Origin of the sequence: Burkholderia pseudomultivorans (assembly GCF_001718415.1) — a bacterium.
GTDB classification, from domain to species: domain Bacteria; phylum Pseudomonadota; class Gammaproteobacteria; order Burkholderiales; family Burkholderiaceae; genus Burkholderia; species Burkholderia pseudomultivorans_A.
This window is the reverse complement of sequence record NZ_CP013378.1, coordinates 1,942,848-1,959,603: the sequence shown is the minus strand read 5'-3', so window position 1 is coordinate 1,959,603 and position 16,756 is coordinate 1,942,848. Positions and strand designations below refer to the sequence as shown.

General features: G+C 55.3%; 11 protein-coding genes. 2 read left to right on the top strand and 9 right to left on the bottom strand.

Going from position 1 to position 16,756, the window contains the following annotated elements; translation table 11 throughout:
* Window positions 1–3: 3 nt before the first annotated feature.
* The 7 genes from WS57_RS37205 to WS57_RS21330 form a co-directional block, all read right to left on the bottom strand.
* Window positions 4–4,125: a glycosyltransferase gene (locus WS57_RS37205; RefSeq protein ID WP_155774331.1), complete on the bottom strand. Its 4,122-nt coding sequence runs from the start codon at window positions 4,123–4,125 to the stop codon at window positions 4–6.
* A 32-nt stretch (window positions 4,126–4,157) separates the two neighbouring features.
* On the bottom strand, window positions 4,158–4,712 hold the full coding sequence (locus WS57_RS37200; protein WP_155774330.1) for a hypothetical protein: 555 nt from the start codon (window positions 4,710–4,712) through the stop codon (window positions 4,158–4,160).
* A gap of 55 nt (window positions 4,713–4,767) precedes the next feature.
* Window positions 4,768–5,424 carry an ABC transporter ATP-binding protein gene (locus tag WS57_RS21350; RefSeq protein ID WP_069244805.1) on the bottom strand — a complete coding sequence of 219 codons (657 nt, stop codon included), beginning with the start codon at window positions 5,422–5,424 and terminating at the stop codon, window positions 4,768–4,770.
* Entirely contained in the window at window positions 5,424–6,239 is an 816-nt protein-coding gene (locus WS57_RS21345; RefSeq protein ID WP_069244804.1) for an ABC transporter permease, read from the bottom strand. The genes WS57_RS21350 and WS57_RS21345 overlap by 1 nt, the downstream gene beginning before the upstream one ends.
* 11 nt (window positions 6,240–6,250) lie before the next feature.
* On the bottom strand, window positions 6,251–7,378 hold the full coding sequence (locus WS57_RS21340; RefSeq protein ID WP_236871953.1) for a polysaccharide biosynthesis/export family protein: 1,128 nt from the start codon (window positions 7,376–7,378) through the stop codon (window positions 6,251–6,253).
* Between the two features lie 19 nt (window positions 7,379–7,397).
* A complete protein-coding gene (locus WS57_RS21335) occupies window positions 7,398–8,510 on the bottom strand; it encodes an ABC transporter permease (RefSeq protein WP_069244803.1) in 1,113 nt (370 codons plus the stop codon).
* A 72-nt stretch (window positions 8,511–8,582) separates the two neighbouring features.
* Window positions 8,583–10,673, bottom strand: coding sequence for a glycosyltransferase family 2 protein (locus WS57_RS21330; protein ID WP_236871952.1), 2,091 nt, complete (start codon window positions 10,671–10,673; stop codon window positions 8,583–8,585).
* A gap of 124 nt (window positions 10,674–10,797) precedes the next feature.
* Between WS57_RS21330 and WS57_RS21325 the strand changes: the two genes are divergently transcribed.
* Window positions 10,798–12,132, top strand: a complete 1,335-nt coding sequence (locus tag WS57_RS21325) for a capsule biosynthesis protein (RefSeq protein ID WP_236871951.1) — start codon at window positions 10,798–10,800, stop codon at window positions 12,130–12,132.
* On the opposite strand, the gene WS57_RS21320 is transcribed toward WS57_RS21325, so the two are convergent.
* Window positions 12,074–14,128 (bottom strand): capsular polysaccharide biosynthesis protein, encoded by a 2,055-nt coding sequence (locus WS57_RS21320; RefSeq protein WP_081337651.1) that lies wholly within the window; start codon window positions 14,126–14,128, stop codon window positions 12,074–12,076. The genes WS57_RS21325 and WS57_RS21320 overlap by 59 nt on opposite strands.
* Before the next feature lie 654 nt (window positions 14,129–14,782).
* Here WS57_RS21320 and WS57_RS21315 point away from each other — a divergent pair.
* On the top strand, window positions 14,783–15,892 hold the full coding sequence (locus WS57_RS21315) for a hypothetical protein (RefSeq protein WP_230965274.1): 1,110 nt from the start codon (window positions 14,783–14,785) through the stop codon (window positions 15,890–15,892).
* Here the strand turns inward: WS57_RS21315 and WS57_RS21310 are convergent.
* A complete protein-coding gene (locus WS57_RS21310) occupies window positions 15,795–16,577 on the bottom strand; it encodes an SDR family NAD(P)-dependent oxidoreductase (protein WP_059513069.1) in 783 nt (260 codons plus the stop codon). The two genes, WS57_RS21315 and WS57_RS21310, sit on opposite strands and share 98 nt — an antisense overlap.
* Between the last annotated feature and the right edge of the window lie 179 nt (window positions 16,578–16,756).

Sequence of the window (16,756 nt, the reverse complement as noted above, 5' to 3'; positions counted from 1 at the left end):
AAATTAGTTTACCTTTCTTGCCAGAGATCCATGCCGCACGGTCGATTTACCTCTAATCAGAGCATAGATCGCTGCATCGAAATCACTCAACTGACGACGCACGGAGCGCTCATTCTTTGCATACTCAAAACCCTCCCTTGCCATTTCCAGCATTTTATTGGCATTTTGACATGCAAATAACAGAGCATACTCCCATGCTTCATCGTTGTTTTCGACCAGCATACCATTTTTACCGTGGATGACAACATCCACGTAGGGTTTAACCCGACTACACATTACCGGCAGCTTCGCAGCAGAGTACTCAAGAAATTTGAGATCGGATTTTGCCGCATTAAAACTGGACTCCACGAGAGGGGCGACACCAAAATCCATTGCATTCAATATTCCGCGCAGCCATCTTACGAAATCCGGATAATTTCTTTTATCCTCCGGAATCGGAATTGACTCGTACCAGTCTCCTTTCTCTCCGGTGATACCAATTGTGAAAAGACGAAGGCCAGGGCACTTTCGATTGGCCTGTCGCACCGCATTTTTTAAAAGAGCGAGATCTTCACTATGTGTACTAGATCCCATGTAGACGGCCCATGTCTCCCCGGGATTCTTTCTACCGATCAGATCGCTCACGTGCGACGGAACAGGAGACAACCAGAGTCTCTCGCTTACAGCGTTCTCAATAATCGCAATATTGTCATTTAGCGCCTGGTATCGAGTCTTGAGCTCGGCCGTCGAAACAGTCACTAATGATGATCGCGTGAGTAAAGTACGAACAGAATTCAGATATTCTCCATATTCGCCGCCTGTTTGCCCGTCGCGTTCCGCACGCTCCAACAAATCGTCATCCAACTCAAAAATAAGAGGTTTTTCAGCAGCCGTGAGAGCATCGACGACAGGAATAACACGACTACCCGTCAGAGCTGTCCGTTGAATCAAAATAGCATCGTAGCGTGAGATCAGGTGATCAATATGAGCATCGCCATTTACATACTCATATCGAATACTTCGGTCGAAGCCATCCCGTGTTTTCTCGCCAAGTCGGATATGCGTCGAGGCGGGGGCTTTCTGTAATTGATAATTTTTCAGCAGAGAATTAGGCACAATAATTCCCACTTTCGGTCGACTATCGCTCGGCCGAGGCATGCCGCCAAACAGAAGCGAGCGGTAGACATCGAAGTATCGATGAGCCATGTATTCGCAATTATGCAAAGTGCCTTCGCTTTTTTGCCATGCAAGAACGTTGCTTCTCTTTTCCTCGATATCTTGCGGATTGTCCTTCAGACGAAGAATCAAGGCCAAAGCCGCTTCGGGCGATACATCACCTGCCAACCAACCGGCCTGGGTTTCTTCGATTCGATCGCCGGCGGCACCAAGGTCGTACGCGAGCACTGGAATGCCGAGGGACCACATCTCTGTCAAGGTATGGCAATACGTTTCCAGCGAAATAGAAAAGACCGCACCGATATGCGGATCTATCCTTTTTACAATCTCCCCAAACTCTTCTCTATCGTACTTTCCGTGATAGACAATTCCTGGCGCCGACATCAAGTCATCAGACGCGCTTCCCATAATATGCATCTCGAAATTATGAGACTCAGCGTGTTTGCTAAGATACCTGACTACGTCAGCACCTTTCCAATTTGAAATGTTGCCCGGCACCAAAATTCGAAGCTTTTCGGAAGCATTAAAGTCCGCTGCAATATCGTAAAAATCTACAAAATTTCGACCGTGAGGAATCACTTCAAATATCCGATCCTTCAGGAACGGATATGTCGATATCATAAGGTCCCTAGCACTTGGCGCGGTTGTAACAAACGCGTCACAACGCTTCAGCAGGTTCCCGAACATGATTCGCCATTGGTGAATGGCGTTATTCTTTAGCGGCGGAAAATCTGGCTCGGTCCAAAGAGCGTGCACACATTCGCCCTTGCCAGACGAGCACTTTCCGGAGCAGAATGTATTTGTCTCATCCAGAAGATTAACGGTCGGACAGACAGTGTAGAAATCGTGGAATGAAAATACCACTGGCAATCCGATGTTCTTCGCCTGCTCAATCAGTCCGAAACCATGCCATGCGATATGCCGAACGTGCACCAGTTCGATTGCGTATTTAACAAGCCAATTAGCAATCACAACATCGTACTCCTCGCTACGATGCGGAAATGCCTTTATTTCACTCGAAAGAATATGCGTTTCCATTTCAATGTACTCACCTTCCAGGTAGTACATCAAACTCATTCGCTTGCTGTTGCATCGAAGAACAAACGTTTCTAGTCTGTCATTGATAGACTGCATCAAATCTTGATTTGTCTGAGGTGTTCCTCCGGTGTATGTCGACAACACGTAGAGGATGCGAGGTTTTGCCTCATCGCCACTCTCACCTAAAGCATCAGATGCAATTCTTACTTGATCCCTCGCCCGCTTTATGGACTGTGAATTAAAACTTTCCCGAATAAGCGCTGAATAATTCGGATACCTTTCGTCAATAACCCGTCGCCCCGCCGCCATTAGGTCACGCTTGGATTCTCCGAAACTCGCGGATCTGACGTGATAAACGTAGCTTGAGTCATCGATAATATGGCGCCACCCCAATCGGCCTGCACGCATGCAAAAGTCGTTTTCCTCTCCGTATCCACGGGGGAAGCTGACAGCATCCAGCTCGCCAACTTCGTCGAGGCAATCACGACGAATGTACAAGCAGAAGCCGTTCCCAGTTGGAACCTCGGGGTACTCTCTTCGAGAAGCATGTGCAATTGCCCGGGCATATTCGTCGAGACTCAGCCACTCGGGCACCGGCGATTCTTCGGGGCCAGCGATCGGTGCCGAAAATGCGCCTGCGTTATTGGAAAATGGCGTAACAGTGCCAATATCACGACTCGAATACGCGGCGATCCTCAACCTCCGCAACCAGCCAGGCGTCACCTTTGTATCCGAATTCAGGAAGACCACGTCCGATCGCCCCGCCAAGGAGATTCCGCGATTAACAGTTCGCGTGAACCCCAAATTTTTCTTATTTACATGAATCTCCAGATTTCTTTTTCCCTTATATTTACCGAGAATTTTTTTGATTTTTGGGTCAGGGCTAGCGTCGTCAATAACTATTATGCGACAAGATTTTTCCGTATGCAAAAACACGGATCGCAGACATTCCTCAACTTCTTCGGGAGCGTTATAAACTGGAATGATTATAGCCGGCAAACAATCCTTCTTCGCTAGGCGATTCGACGCGTCAAAGACAGATCGAGTGGCGAGAATATTCTCCTCGTCGAACAGATCCTGCCCATTTCCTGACGAAGAGAGCACGGCCATCCACCAAACCTTAGAGTTTCGGGACTTGGGTTTTGGTAAATATCCTTTTGATTTTCCCCACAGACAATAGTGAATCAACGGATTGATACCTTCCGGAATTTCTGCTCCGTACTCGTCAACGTACCATTTGGTGCTGAAACCCGGGCCCGGGTCTCTCCCCTCGCGCGCGCCATGCCTTATGAAATGGGAAACAGGCTCTGCGCCACGTCTAGCGATGTCTTTATACTCCGATGCATACCACTTCTTATTAACCAAGCCACTTGATTCAGCAATGCTGATCTGCTCTGCAAGGGAATAATGCTGCTTGACCACAACCGCTCCCTGGCTACCCGGCTTTGTGGCAATTCCCGCCGCGCTTGATTCCCGCTGAACAGATTGATCCGCTTTAGCTTTCTTCTTGTCCGCTTTCGGCTGGAGTTTTATATTCGCCGCCGATTTATTTTCTTTACTACTGTGAGCGTCCGCAGCATTCAATTCAGTGGAAGCAGCCGTGGATACCCTTTCTGGCACTTGACGACGAAGCAGTTCCTGAGTCGGAGCGCTCCCCTCGGTTGGTATAGCGACTTCTTCTCGCGCTTTCGCCAGAGAGTGCGTTGTGATCAGTCGTAAGTCCTCAAAGAGCTTTGGTAATGCCCCAGGTGACACATTTTCCGAATCGTCGGCTACGACAGACGTCGATGGGCGAGGAGGACGCCCGAGAAGAGCACCGTATTTTTTATAGTGCTCAGCAGGAGATAACCCAGAAATCTCGACATCCGGATATTCTCGCGCGTACCACTCCTCATCAAGCTCCTTCGAAAAACCCTGAGATTCATTCAGCATCGGCACTCTCCCAGCACTTCCATTTATTAAGGTCACTTTCGTTTCTTTCCAGCAGCGATAAAGGCCAGAAGGGGATTCCCTCCTCCCTCGGAGGATTTTTCATTCGGATCAGAGGTCGGCACGAAGCCTGCGCTCGGGCGTCGTCCTTCTTTCGCACCAAAAACCAGATAATGCACAATCGGATCCTGTCCGCTCGCGGCCACATCGGGATATTCTTTGAGATACCAGTCCGCATCAAAAAGACCAGAGCGTTCGATTACTTTCCTGCTTTGCCTCAGCTCCTTGTCCCGGGATCCTCCAAAAAAAGGAACGTCTAATTTTCTTAACGGAGCGGTGATTTTCCACGACACCGTTTCTTTCATTTTTTCCAGCTTTCGCTTGTAGCGAGCGATATCCTGCTCTTTCTTAACCAGCTCGCGCTCACGTTCCTCCAACAATTGAACCAGCAGTCCAATTTCGGAGAATCGAAGACTTAAGCTCTTTTTCAGATCATTGGATGTCGAAATTAGTTTTTTATTTTGACGCTCAACATCCTGAACATAGCGCTTAAGCTCTTCCATTATTTCATTCTTTCGATCATCGATCATGCAAATCTCTCAGTGACAGAGTCAGTCAGCGCAGCCCTCGTTCAAAAAATATCAACTATAAATTTGTATAAACTCGAATACCTTCCTCGACATCATCGTACACATCGACCGTTCCGTTATTTAACAGCAAAATGATATCGCACAGACTTCTTACTTGGTTCATATTGTGAGTTACCACAATAAGATTAGAGTGCCCCACTCTTTTCTTAAATTCCCTCTCAGCTTTAGCTCTGAAGTGTGCATCACCCACCGACATGGCCTCGTCGACCATATAATAGTCAAAATCAAATGCCAAGCTCATACCAAAACGGAGTCGCGCACCCATACCGGAAGAATAGGTCTTAACCGGCTGATGAAAGTAATCGCCGAGTTCCGCAAATTCTTGAACGTAAGCAATTATTTTCTCCATTTCTTCACCTTCAGCGCCAAGGGCTCTACAGATGAATTTTACGTTTTGGCGCCCTGTCAACGACCCCTGAAATCCGCCGCCAAGCCCAACAGGCCACGATATTCGTTTGTCGGTAACAATTCTCCCGCTGTCAGGTACGTCCGTACCGCACAGCAACCGCATCAATGTACTCTTTCCCGCCCCGTTTCGACCAATTAAAGCTATGTTCTTATCAGGCGGCACAACAAAAGATAGGTCGCGAAATACATACTTGCGACCCAACGTTGTTACATAGGATTTAGTTAGTCTATCGAGAGCTATCATTACGCGTTGAATACTCGTAAATTTTGCCGACGGCGGCGATACACCATCAGCGAAAATATCAAAACAACGAGGGAAAACATTACAGGATACATCAGATTCAATCCCTCGGATGCAGGATATCCCGTAATCATTCCCGCTCTAATTCGATCTATCACCGCGACGTATGGATTAAAAGACATGTAATAGACTTTTTCTTTCGGCATTCGCCACAGCGGGTAAAAAACGCCCGCGGTCACGTAAATTGGGATGTACGAGAGTTTCAGTATCCGACCGCTATTAGGTAGCGCGTTTCCTATAATGGCGTAAAGCAACCCGATCGCAAAAGAGAGCAATATTCCCACCGCGATAGCCGCCAACCATGCAAGAGGGTCATCAATCAGAACATCATGATCAAACCAGACGCCCAAAAAAAAGCAAATCACAAAATACACAAATGAATATATGCATATCTCCACAATCACACGCGCAATAAACGTGGAAAAAGGAGTAACCTGCCGATACGCAAACAAGCCTTGATTTGCTTGAATTGAATCAATCATTCTCCACGGAATGCTTCGCATCAGGTTAAAGGGGACGATCCCGCTAACCATATACACGACAAAATCAACGCCTTTAACAGGATTATTCAAGACGTGCGCATGAAAAATCATAACCACCGTCAAAATTGCCAATGGCTCGAAGATCACCCACAAAAAGCCCATCCTTCGGCCATCAAAGCGAGTTTGTATTTCACGCATGAATAATGCAAATAGCACAGCTTTTGCGATCTTCAGCGGCGGACGCTTCGTTTTAAACGAGTGCTCGAGGGTTCCCATAAATCGCCTCGTTAGAAGGAGTCGATTCGTTGGCCCAGCAGCAACACCTGGACGATTGGCGTTATGATTTTCTGCATTTCATAAACAGGCGCGTTGGTCACGTACACCGTATCATCTGGTAAAATCAGGAAGTCTTTCGCCAGAAACATCGAAGTCGGTTCTCGCATATCAACATGAAAGACTTGAGCGGTCTTCTTTCCGCTTGCACCTTGATCTGAGAGACGAAATACGAATACTCCACTAGGATTCGCACTTCTTTCACTTAACCCGTGCACCGAGCCTAGTACCTCAAGCAAGCTCGGCGTGGCCGAGGGTAAGTCATGCAACCCAGGATCGCCGACTGCACCCATGGCTACAAATCGCTTCCGCGCACGATCCAGTACGATCTCGGAATTCGGTGGAACTGGAATATTTCCGCCCGCCAACAGATCCTGATAATTGAACATTTGTACGGTCTTACCCGTGCGAAGCGAAACGTTTATCAAGTATGGCTCAAGCACGGGGCCACCCGCTTGGTTGATCGCGTCGAGCAGCGTCAGTGGTCCCTTCAACTTGGAAAAACGTCCAGGACTCTTGACTGCACCGGCGACAAGTACAGAACCAGACAGATCACTCACCAACTCGACATGGACTTGTGGTTCACCCGCGCGTCCCTTAAGGCCGCGGCGGATGATATCTTCCGCTTCAGGCAGACTGACTCCGCTCACTTTCTTCTTGCCAAGGTAGGGGAGTGATATGGCGCCGTATGCGTCTACCAGGACCTTGTCAAAGGTCGTCCCACCTTGAGCCAATGGTGCGAATACAGCGGCTTCGCCGCTATCGTCTGAAATCATCACTTTGAGGACGTCACCGGGCATCAACCTCACATCCATCATCGACGGGTAAACGACATGCTTAAGCGGTTCTCCCTCCGGCCGGCGCGCGTATGCTGAGACATTTTGCGGCGATAACGGGATAAGCTGATACGGATAGTCCACGTTTTGAATGTTACTCTCGTCCGTAATTTGGCCGACACGCGGCCCGGATCCCGACAGAGTTTGACACCCCGCCAGAAACAAGATGCCACTTAACAGTATGCCGAGGCGCCAATAGTTGCCGCTACTCACTCCGTTCTTCAAACGCATATCCTGCTTATTCATATCAACTACTCTCCGTTTCTTAATCCTGGTGATCCTTGATCGTGGCGATGACAAAACATGTAATCCCGTAGACCAGCAGAAGAACGACCAGAACGGTAAAGAGGCTATACAGACGCTTCGGGAAGAGAGACTCTTCCGGCATATTCGGGTTGACCACGACAACCAAACTACGCAATTTCTTAGCAGCCTCGATTCTTGCAGTATTCATCGAGGCAACCGCCCCTTTATATGCGTCCTCCGCAATCCCGGCGTCGATTTCCAATGCTTGATACTTGGACGCCACGACGTTCATCTCATTCTGCGAATTTTTAGCAATCAACTTCGCCTGCTCCGCGGCAATTTGCTGCTGTATTGCCTGAATTCGAATTTTCTGCTGACGCACTCGCGGACTGTCCTCGCTAAAATTTGCATTCAGTGCCCGCAGAACCGTATCTTCCTTCGCGAGGTCAGCTTGCAAGGCCGTGATAACCTCATTACGCGCTTTAGCAGTCTGGCGCGCGTCCAGCACGTTATTTGCACCTTGGAATTTGAGTAACGCTTCTCTTTTTCCTTCGAAAGCGAGGCGAGCACGTGCCACTTCGCCCTCAGCGAAATTCACCTGCTCCCTAGCCAGGCGATGAGAAATGTCGTTAACAAATCGATCGCTTTCAGAAATTATTACCGACAAGGTTTTCTTTGCAAAATCCCTGTCAAATGAATCCACGGTGACGGTCAACAACCCAGTCGTTTCATCGTACTGTGCCCGAACCATTTTCTGATAATATTTCAACATCTCTTCTCGAGATGCATTCGGCGACAGGTAATACCATAAATCACGAGTATAACCAGAATAGTGCTGACTCCACTGCAACTTATCTTGCAATATATTCAACATATCTTGCGAAACGATAAACTCGCGCACGTACAGCGTTTCGGCGCTCGAGCTAAGAGCACCGCCCCCCATCAATACGGCTAGACCGGAGATTTGAGATGCAGCCGCATCGTCACTCGAACCGACCTTATGCACCACAACCTGAGACGTACTGACGTAGCGATTACGTGCCAGAAATCCGTAATACACGATGGCCAATACCATCGGCAGCACCACCATCCCCAGAAACAGCCTATTTTTCTTGATACTGTTGATATCCATTTCGCAGCGTTCTTTATAATTTCACGCAGTTTTAAAAAGACTCACACAAATCCAACTTAATGACCGGCACCGCTATAGCGCGCTTAAGCGATTCCGTCTGATCCAAGGCCGCCGAATATCAGGTGTAGCCGCCAAGGCAAAATCTGGCTGAAGATAATTAAGGTTCGGATTATAGTAAGGATCGTGATACATCAGATGTGCCCAACGCTTGCGCATATGGCTTACCTCCGCCTTAAAACGGCGTCGCTGAGCCGGCGTTTCGTCTTTGCCACGCGAAATCGATTCGTGGTGGTATAGCTTTGCATGCGGAGTCCACACCACGCGCAAACCCGCGTCCCGCACACGCAAGCAGTAATCCACATCGTTGAACGCCACCTTGAGGTGGGTTTCATCGAGACCACCGACCGTCTGATATGTGGATTTCCTGGTCAACAAACACGCCGCCGTAACCGCCGACAAATCCTGCGCGACCAAAGCCCTCCCCGTATACCCCGGCTCGTCCCGCCCGATCCCGCTATGCAAATGATTCGCGCATCCCCCGGGGCCCACTGTATCCCCCGCATGCTGCACCGTATCGTCTCCATACAGCAGCTTCGCCCCGACAGCCCCCACCCCATCACTCAACAGCAGCCCCACCATCTCGCCCAACCAATCCGACGAAATCACTTCCGTATCGTTGTTGAGCAGACACACGAGTTCGCCCTTCGCCTCGGCAATCGCGATGTTGTTGATGCGCGAGTAATTGAAGGGCTCATCAAACGGCAAGACCCGAACATTGGCCAGCTGCTGCAAGCTTTGCAGATAGACCAGTGTGTCGGGTTCGGCGCTTTGATTATCGACAACGATGATTTCATACGGCCCGTAGCGAGTCTTCTCCAGCACGCTGGAGATACAACGGCGCAGGTGCCCCAACTGGTCACGCGTCGGAATGACGATGCTGACCAGCGGAGCAGGCTCGGCAACCGGGTACCTCACCCGACAACGGCCCGGGCCCGTGCTCTCGACTTCGGCCGGCACACCCACGCGCCGCAAATGCGCGGCTACCGCGCGCACCGTCTCTGCGCCGTCGCTCCGCTCGTCGTTCCGAGGCGTCATATGCCAGAGCGGCGCAGGCACGTGAACCATCGGCGAGCCCAGTTCGCTCAATGCCAACAGCAAAGCGTGCATCACATTGGCGTCGCTCACATCCCCGCCGAATTCAGGCAGGCGACCTGCATACCGACCGTTCCAGACAAAGGCGTCGCCGATATAGTTAGTCGAACGCAGCAGTTCGGGAGACCAGTCAGGCTTGAACACGGGATCGCTCAATTGGCCGTCGGCGCCCACCACATCGTGATCGGCGTAGATAGCAGCGGCATCCGGCGTTCTGATGCCGGCGTCCGCGAGACAAAACAACGCCTGCTCCGCCAGCGTCACGCCAGCTCGAATAACGAGATGCCACGAATCGCGTGCTGGAACTGCCGGGATTAATCTTCCCCAATCTCCCGACAAATCGTCCAGCAACTCGACTTCAAAGCGCTGATAAGTCTGCGCCTGCAAAGCGGCACGCGTCGCATCGATTTCTGCCTGGGTCGTTTGCTTATTTACGAGGAGAAAGATTTTAAAAACCGGTAAATATTGCCAACTCTTCGCACGACGTATCATCAATGCACGGTCAGTCGGCGTAATAGCATAGAACTCCTGATACCACCCTGCGTAACCCTCGGGATACACATTTGCACGAAAACGGCAAGCGACTTCGTACGCGTAATCGAGATTGCGAAACAGGGTGATCGGCGTGAGCCCCGCGCGCGCGCAACGCTGCAATGGCTGCTTGCGCAACGTGCTCGCGGCTCTCCAGAACTGCCTCAGCCGGAATTCGGCCGAAGTCAGGCGGCGATGTCGAAGGGAAAGGACACGGAGGGGATTTTCATCACGGCCCGCAGTCAAGTGAACGGCGCGGACGGACGCAGGCGTTCTGACCAGCTCCTGGATGCGGCCCTTATTACTAATTAATACATTCAGCGCCTGCGTGCGGCCATCATGCATCGTCAGCACGACCGTCGCTACACATGCCTTGGCATTACCCGCCACTTGCCCCTCTACCAGCCAGGCCACAGTTGCGTGCAAATTCCCCCGATGAATGATTTGAGCCGCCACTTCTTCACTACCTGTCTTGATCATGACGCAACATAGGATCCGCGATTATAATTCACCCCCTGAGGAAGACTAGAAAAACCTAAAAGTACCCGTCATGCACCGAGCAATCCTATTTCTCCAGGGGCCACCCTCGCTTTTCTGGCGTCAGTTGAGCGACCATTTCGATGCAGCACAGGTACGCACGCATCGGATCAATTTTTCCCTGGGGGACTGGGCTTATTGGCGCAAACGCGGTGCGGTCAACTATCGCGGCCGCTTCAGTCGCTGGGCCGATTTTTTGCGCGATTACCTGATTCGCCACGAAATCACCGACATTTTCTACTACGCCGACCGCTTGCCGTATCACGCGGTCGCGCGCGAAATCGCCGAATCGCTCGGCATTCGCACGTTTTCGATCGAATTCGGCTATCTGCGCCCCGACTGGCTGACACTGGAGCGCGGCGGAATGGGCACGCTGTCCCACTTCCCGACCGACCCGAAGGAGATCCGCGCGATCGCCCGCCGCGTCGGGCCGTTCAAGCAGGACACCGCGCACTACTCGCATACGTTCGGGCAGGAAGCGTTCAACGAGGTGCTCTACAACCTGCTGACCTCGCTGGTGCCTTACTTCTTCCCGCTCTACCGGACCGACAAGTACTATCTCCCGCTGCTGGACTATCTGCGCTGGCTGCCGCGCATGGTTGCGCAACGCCTGTACGAACCCGCGCGGGTTGCGGCCGCCGACGTGCTGCGCCACTCCAACGCCCGCTACTGGATGCTCGCGCTGCAGATGCAGGCGGACTACCAGTTACGCGCGAACTCCGCCTACACCGACCAGCGCCAGGTGATCGAGGAGGTCATCGCGTCCTTCGCGAAACATACGCCGCAGGACGGATCGCTGATCATCAAGTTGCATCCGCTCGACAACGGGATGGAACGCTGGGAGAAATTCGTCGCACGCACGGCCAAACGCTACGACGTCGCGTCGCGCGTCATCGCCGTTACGGATTGCGACCTGAAGCGCACGATTAAACACAGCCAGGGTGTAATCACGGTCAATTCGACCGTGGGGCTGCATGCGTTGCGCGCCAATTGCCCGGTGAAAGTGCTGGGCATGGCGATGTACGACATCGCGGGGCTCACGCATCAGGGCTCGCTGGAAACGTTCTGGACCAAGCCCGAGCGCGTCAACAAGCCGTTGCTCAGGGATTTCGTCGCGGCGATCGCCGCCACCGTCCAGGTACACGGATCGTTCTACAACCGTGCGGGCCGCGACGCCGCCTGCACGGAAATCGTGCGCCGCGTGCTGAACGACGAGGTCAACGGTCATGGCGCCTTCGTCGATCCGCCGCCGCGGCTCGAGCGCGCGCTGCGCTCGAACGTGCCGATCTTCGGTTCGTTGCGCGGCAGCGGCATCGAACCGGCAGCAGGCCGGGGCCCCGTCGCTACGCCTCACGAAACAGACGTGCAACCCAGTGCCGCCAGCGCGGCACCTGCGGCGTAGCACGCCATTCGACCAGTTCCCGCAATGCGCGCTCCGGCGTGGTGAATCGCCGCGTCGTGCGGCTCACGTACGTGGGATACAGAATCAGCGCGGCAGCCACCAGTTCGTCGAGCTTCAGCACGCGTGCGCGTCGCCGGCGCACCGCGTCCGTCAAGCCGGCATCGTGCGTCACGCCCCAGCCCGCATAGAACGGCTGCCCGTAGGTCACGACCTTCACGCCGCGCATCAGCGCCTCGAATCCGGCCAGCGACGTCAGCACATGCACTTCGTCCACGCTGCCGAGCAGTTCGTGAAACGACACCGCGCCGATCGTCTCGTCGCACCACTGCGCCGCATCGCCCTCTCCGCGCCCGACCTTGCGCAGGCCGGCCATCACGTCCGGATGCGGCTTGTACAGCAGATATGCATCGGGATTGGCGGCTCGCACGGCTTTCAGCAGATCCATATTGCTGCGAATGGCGGACGCGCCGAACCGGATCGACGCATCGGTCTCGACCTGTCCGGGCACCAGAATCACGCGCCTGCCGTGCGGGCGGCTCCAGTTCGCGCGGCCCGCGAGGTTGTACTTGGTAATGCCCGCGTCGCAGATGGCGCGGCGCAGACTGGCTGCGCGCTCGACCAGTTCGTCGGAGAATGTCGCGCCCGCAAGCAGCGTTTCCAGCCGGGACGGCCGCGTGGCGTCGTAATAGATGCCGATGTCGTCCTGCACCCATGACAGCGGGCGAGTCAGATCCGCGCCGAGGCCGACCGAGCGGATGAAACCGTCCTCGACGCGGATGACCTTGCAGGTAGCAGGCAAGACGGGCGCGAGCCGGTCGTCGAGCTTGCGTCCCCACGTCGCAACGGCCCCGTTGCGCGTACGCGGCACGCGCCAGCGAAACCGCACTGCGCTGCCGCCGAAGAACTGACGCACGTAGTCCTTCTTCCAGCCTGAAAACCCGAGCGCATCGATGTCGACGGCGAATCGCTGACGCATCCGGCGTTGCAACGCCAGCCACGCGACCACCGTTTCAACCTCGCAGCGCTTGCCGGTTTCCGGATCGACATAGCGGCAGTAATCGATCAGCGCCGCATGGACCAGTTGCTCCAGCGTGGCCGCCCCGCGTCGCGCGGGCGCGGGCAACGCATCCTGTGTCAACCCCCAGCCCGCATAGAACGGCATGCCGAACACGCGCACCGGCAGTCCCCACATCAGCGCCTCGAAACCGAGCTGCGACGTGACCGTATAGACTTCGTGCACCCGCGGCAGCACGCTGGCCGGATGCGCGTCGTCGTCGAGCACCTGCACGCGCGGCATCGCGCGCACCGCGTCGAGATCGAAGTGGCCTTGCTTGCGGCCGGACACGACGTCGGGATGGACCTTGAGCAGTATCGTGCGCTCGGGATGGTCGCGCAGCGCGGCCTCCAGCATGCGCTGGAAGCTGGACGCATCGGCGAGGCCACAGGAAATCGACGCGTCGCCGCGCGTCTGGTCCACAACCAATACACAGCCATCGGGCAGCGCCCTGTCGAGGTCGCGACTATGGTTGTACTTGGACACGCGGCCGTCGCGCCACGCCTGGGCCAGCGCACGGGCGCGCGCCACCTGATCGTCGCGCAACGGTTGCGCGATCAGCGATTCGAGCCTCGAAGGCTGGCTCGCGTCGAGATAAAGCCCGGTGTCGTCGAAAATGATTGCGAGCGGCGGATCGTCCTTGCCGAGCCCGACGGAACGCAGAAAACCGTCTTCGATGTGATAGACCGCGAGGCCGTGCTTCGCCGCATAGCGCTGCGCGGCGAGCGCACTCCGGCGCCGCCCCCATGCCAGCACGCCCGCGCCCTCGGCCGGCCGTCCCATCGGCCGGTAATGAAGCTGGAAATCGTCGAGCAGCGCGGCAAGCGTCGGAATGCGATTCACGCCGGGCGCCAGCGTATACGCATAGGGCAGCGCGCCCGCGGGCGCATCCCGAAGCACCGGCGCGGCAACTTCGCTCTGGCGAACAGAAAAATCGGTCAAAGACGTGAGCCTCGACAAATCAGGCCGCAAGCCTGCACGCCGCCGGACAATTGCCGGCGGCTGCGGTATTTCCTGCGAGGCCAGGATAAAAGGGATATCGGTGAACCCGCCCGCTTCTTCATGCCGGACGAGCAGTCGACCATCGGTTGGCGCAGGCAGACGACCGTAGCCGAGACCTTGCCTGCACGACACAATTCACGCAAATCGCCGCGGAAATCCCGCTCTCCGCGGCCAAAATCGCATTGTACTTCTTCCACCGGCCGCCCCCGCGTTGCCGGTACCGCACGGCACTTTAATATGCCGCGCGTCAAATCCTTTTGGCGTCGATTTACTTCCGCGCGCATCGCTGTCGTATAGTTCGAACATCGGATGCGAGAGTCCGGTGAATATCCGCCGGACTCTCGCATCCCAATGATTACCTGCATGACCCTATATAATTCTGCAACGACCATTACGCTCTGGCAATCAAACCTCTTTAGAATCACCGGCTTGACGGAATAACAAGACAAAGTCGCCACTCATGTCGAGGCACGCTCGCATGGGTCACGCTGACGCGCATCGACCAACCACACGAATTTAAACGCACTTATGTTGCGCAGGCTCCTATACCGAAAACCGGCGCACGGTCCGTCTCACCTTCGCCACAACACGGCCGTGCAGCGCTGGCTGGTTCTGCATCAGGGCGACAACCCGTCCACCGACTATTACGTGCTCCCGCGTCTGCAGGAGCAGGGGCTGCCGGTCGTCTACAAGAACCTGGATACCGCACTGCCACAGCCCGGCGATCTCGCGCCAGGTACGGCCGTCGTGATCATTCGTTATCTGAACGCCAAATGGGCGCGCGCGCTGCGCCTCCATCGTGCGCAGTTGTCGCGCGTCGTGTATTTCATGGACGACGACCTGCTGCATCCGCGCGCGTGGGCCGGGCTGCCGCGCCCGTATGTGAAAAAGCTGCGCAAATACTGCCACGCGCATACGACGGACATCCGTGAACTGGCCACGGAATACTGGTTTTCCACGCAGGCGCTGCGCGACCGCTATCCGGAACGAGCGGCGCAGCTTGTCGCGCCGCGCACGCTGCTGGAAGATGCACGCAGACTACGGGTGCGCAATGCGTTGCCGGAAGCGCCGATCCTTGTCTTCTATCACGGCAGCGCCGCGCACGAAGCAGAGATCGCGTGGCTGCAGCCGATCGTCGCGCAAGTGCTTGCACGCTGTCCGAACGTCCATTTCGAGTTGATCGGCGCGCACGCCGTGAATGCGCTTTACCGGAACCTGCCGCGCACGCGCGTCGTGCATCCGATGGGCTGGGCCAATTATCGCGGCCACTGCCGCCTCCTCGACGGCCATATCGGCCTCGCGCCGCTGCTGCCTTCGACGTTCAATGCGGCACGCTCGCACGTGAAGGCCTACGACATCGCCCGCTGCCGGGCCGTTGGGCTGTATGCCGCGCCGGGCCCGTATCAGGAAGTGATCCGGCACGGCGAAAACGGGCTGCTGCTCGACAACGATCCGCAAAGCTGGGTGGAAGCGCTATGCGCGCTGGCAGGGGACCCGGCCCGGCTTCACGCGCTGCGGGTCGCCGCGCAGGAACTGCTGCTGCACCCGTCGGCCGAACCGGCGCCGACGATCGACGTCCTCCGCAACGCGCCCGCGCAAATCGCGCTTACTCGTAACCCAGCCGGCTCAGGAACCAGCCGGACACAGCGGGATGTATTCCTGCCAGCAGGAAACACCCCAGATTCAGCGGGAAGGGAAAGCTGATTCGCGCACGGTTGGCGCGCAGACCGAGACGGATCACGCGCGCCGCCTTCGGCGCTTTCCACAGAAACGGCTTCGGGCCGGGCATGTCGAAGCACATCTGCGATTCGACGTAGCCGGGCATCACGACGTTGACCTTGACGCCCTCCGCCGCCAGCCCGTCGCGCATCGCTTCGCCGTACGCCTTCACCGCGGCCTTGCTCGCGCTGTAGCTCGGCGTCTCGGGTAATCCGCGCCACGCGGCCAGCGAGCTGATCAGCGCGATCTGCCCACTGCGGCGCGCGCGCATCGCGGGCATCGCCGCATGCGCGGTGGCCAGGCTGGCCTTCACGTTCACGTCCAGCAGGCGGTGCATGTCTTCCCACTCTTCGCCCTGATGCTGCGGACCGGTGTTGATATTGACGCCCGCATTGGCAATCACGAGATCGGGCGCTTCGGTCGCGCTCATCTCCGTGATCCAGTTGCGCAGCGTGTCGTGGTCGCGAACGTCGAAGGTCGCAGTGACGACCCGCGCGCCCAGCGCGGTGCAGGCGTCGCTCAGTTTCTGCAGCAACGTGCTGTTTCGGCCGTGCAGAATCAGCACGGCCGTGCCGGCCTGCGCGTATTCCTGCGCGAGGGCGGAACCGATGCCGCCCGTTGCGCCGGTGATCAACACGCAACGCGGAACCCCGTTTTTTTGTGTGGACATGGTAAAGAAGTATCGCTTCGGTCAAAGACGCTTTCGGGCTGCATTATCGAACATGCCGTACCAAAAACGCGCACGATTCATAGAATAATTCACCCAGCTATCCGGAAAGCAGTCCGGCAATTCGCGTGTTTCGGCGGTTCGGCATTCATGCAGGCAAAGCCCGCGCCACTATCGCGCTG

Bases quoted from the DNA above. Each gene is read 5' to 3' on its own strand.
- WS57_RS21350 (WP_069244805.1), bottom strand. From the start codon at position 5,424: ATGATAGCTCTCGATAGACTAACTAAATCCTATGTAACAACGTTGGGT.
- WS57_RS21345 (WP_069244804.1), bottom strand. From the start codon at position 6,239: ATGGGAACCCTCGAGCACTCGTTTAAAACGAAGCGTCCGCCGCTGAAG.
- WS57_RS21340 (WP_236871953.1), bottom strand. From the start codon at position 7,378: ATGAATAAGCAGGATATGCGTTTGAAGAACGGAGTGAGTAGCGGCAAC.
- WS57_RS21310 (WP_059513069.1), bottom strand. From the start codon at position 16,577: ATGTCCACACAAAAAAACGGGGTTCCGCGTTGCGTGTTGATCACCGGC.
- WS57_RS21330 (WP_236871952.1), bottom strand. From the start codon at position 10,673: ATGATCAAGACAGGTAGTGAAGAAGTGGCGGCTCAAATCATTCATCGG.
- WS57_RS21335 (WP_069244803.1), bottom strand. From the start codon at position 8,510: ATGGATATCAACAGTATCAAGAAAAATAGGCTGTTTCTGGGGATGGTG.
- WS57_RS37205 (WP_155774331.1), bottom strand. From the start codon at position 4,125: ATGCTGAATGAATCTCAGGGTTTTTCGAAGGAGCTTGATGAGGAGTGG.
- WS57_RS37200 (WP_155774330.1), bottom strand. From the start codon at position 4,712: ATGATCGATGATCGAAAGAATGAAATAATGGAAGAGCTTAAGCGCTAT.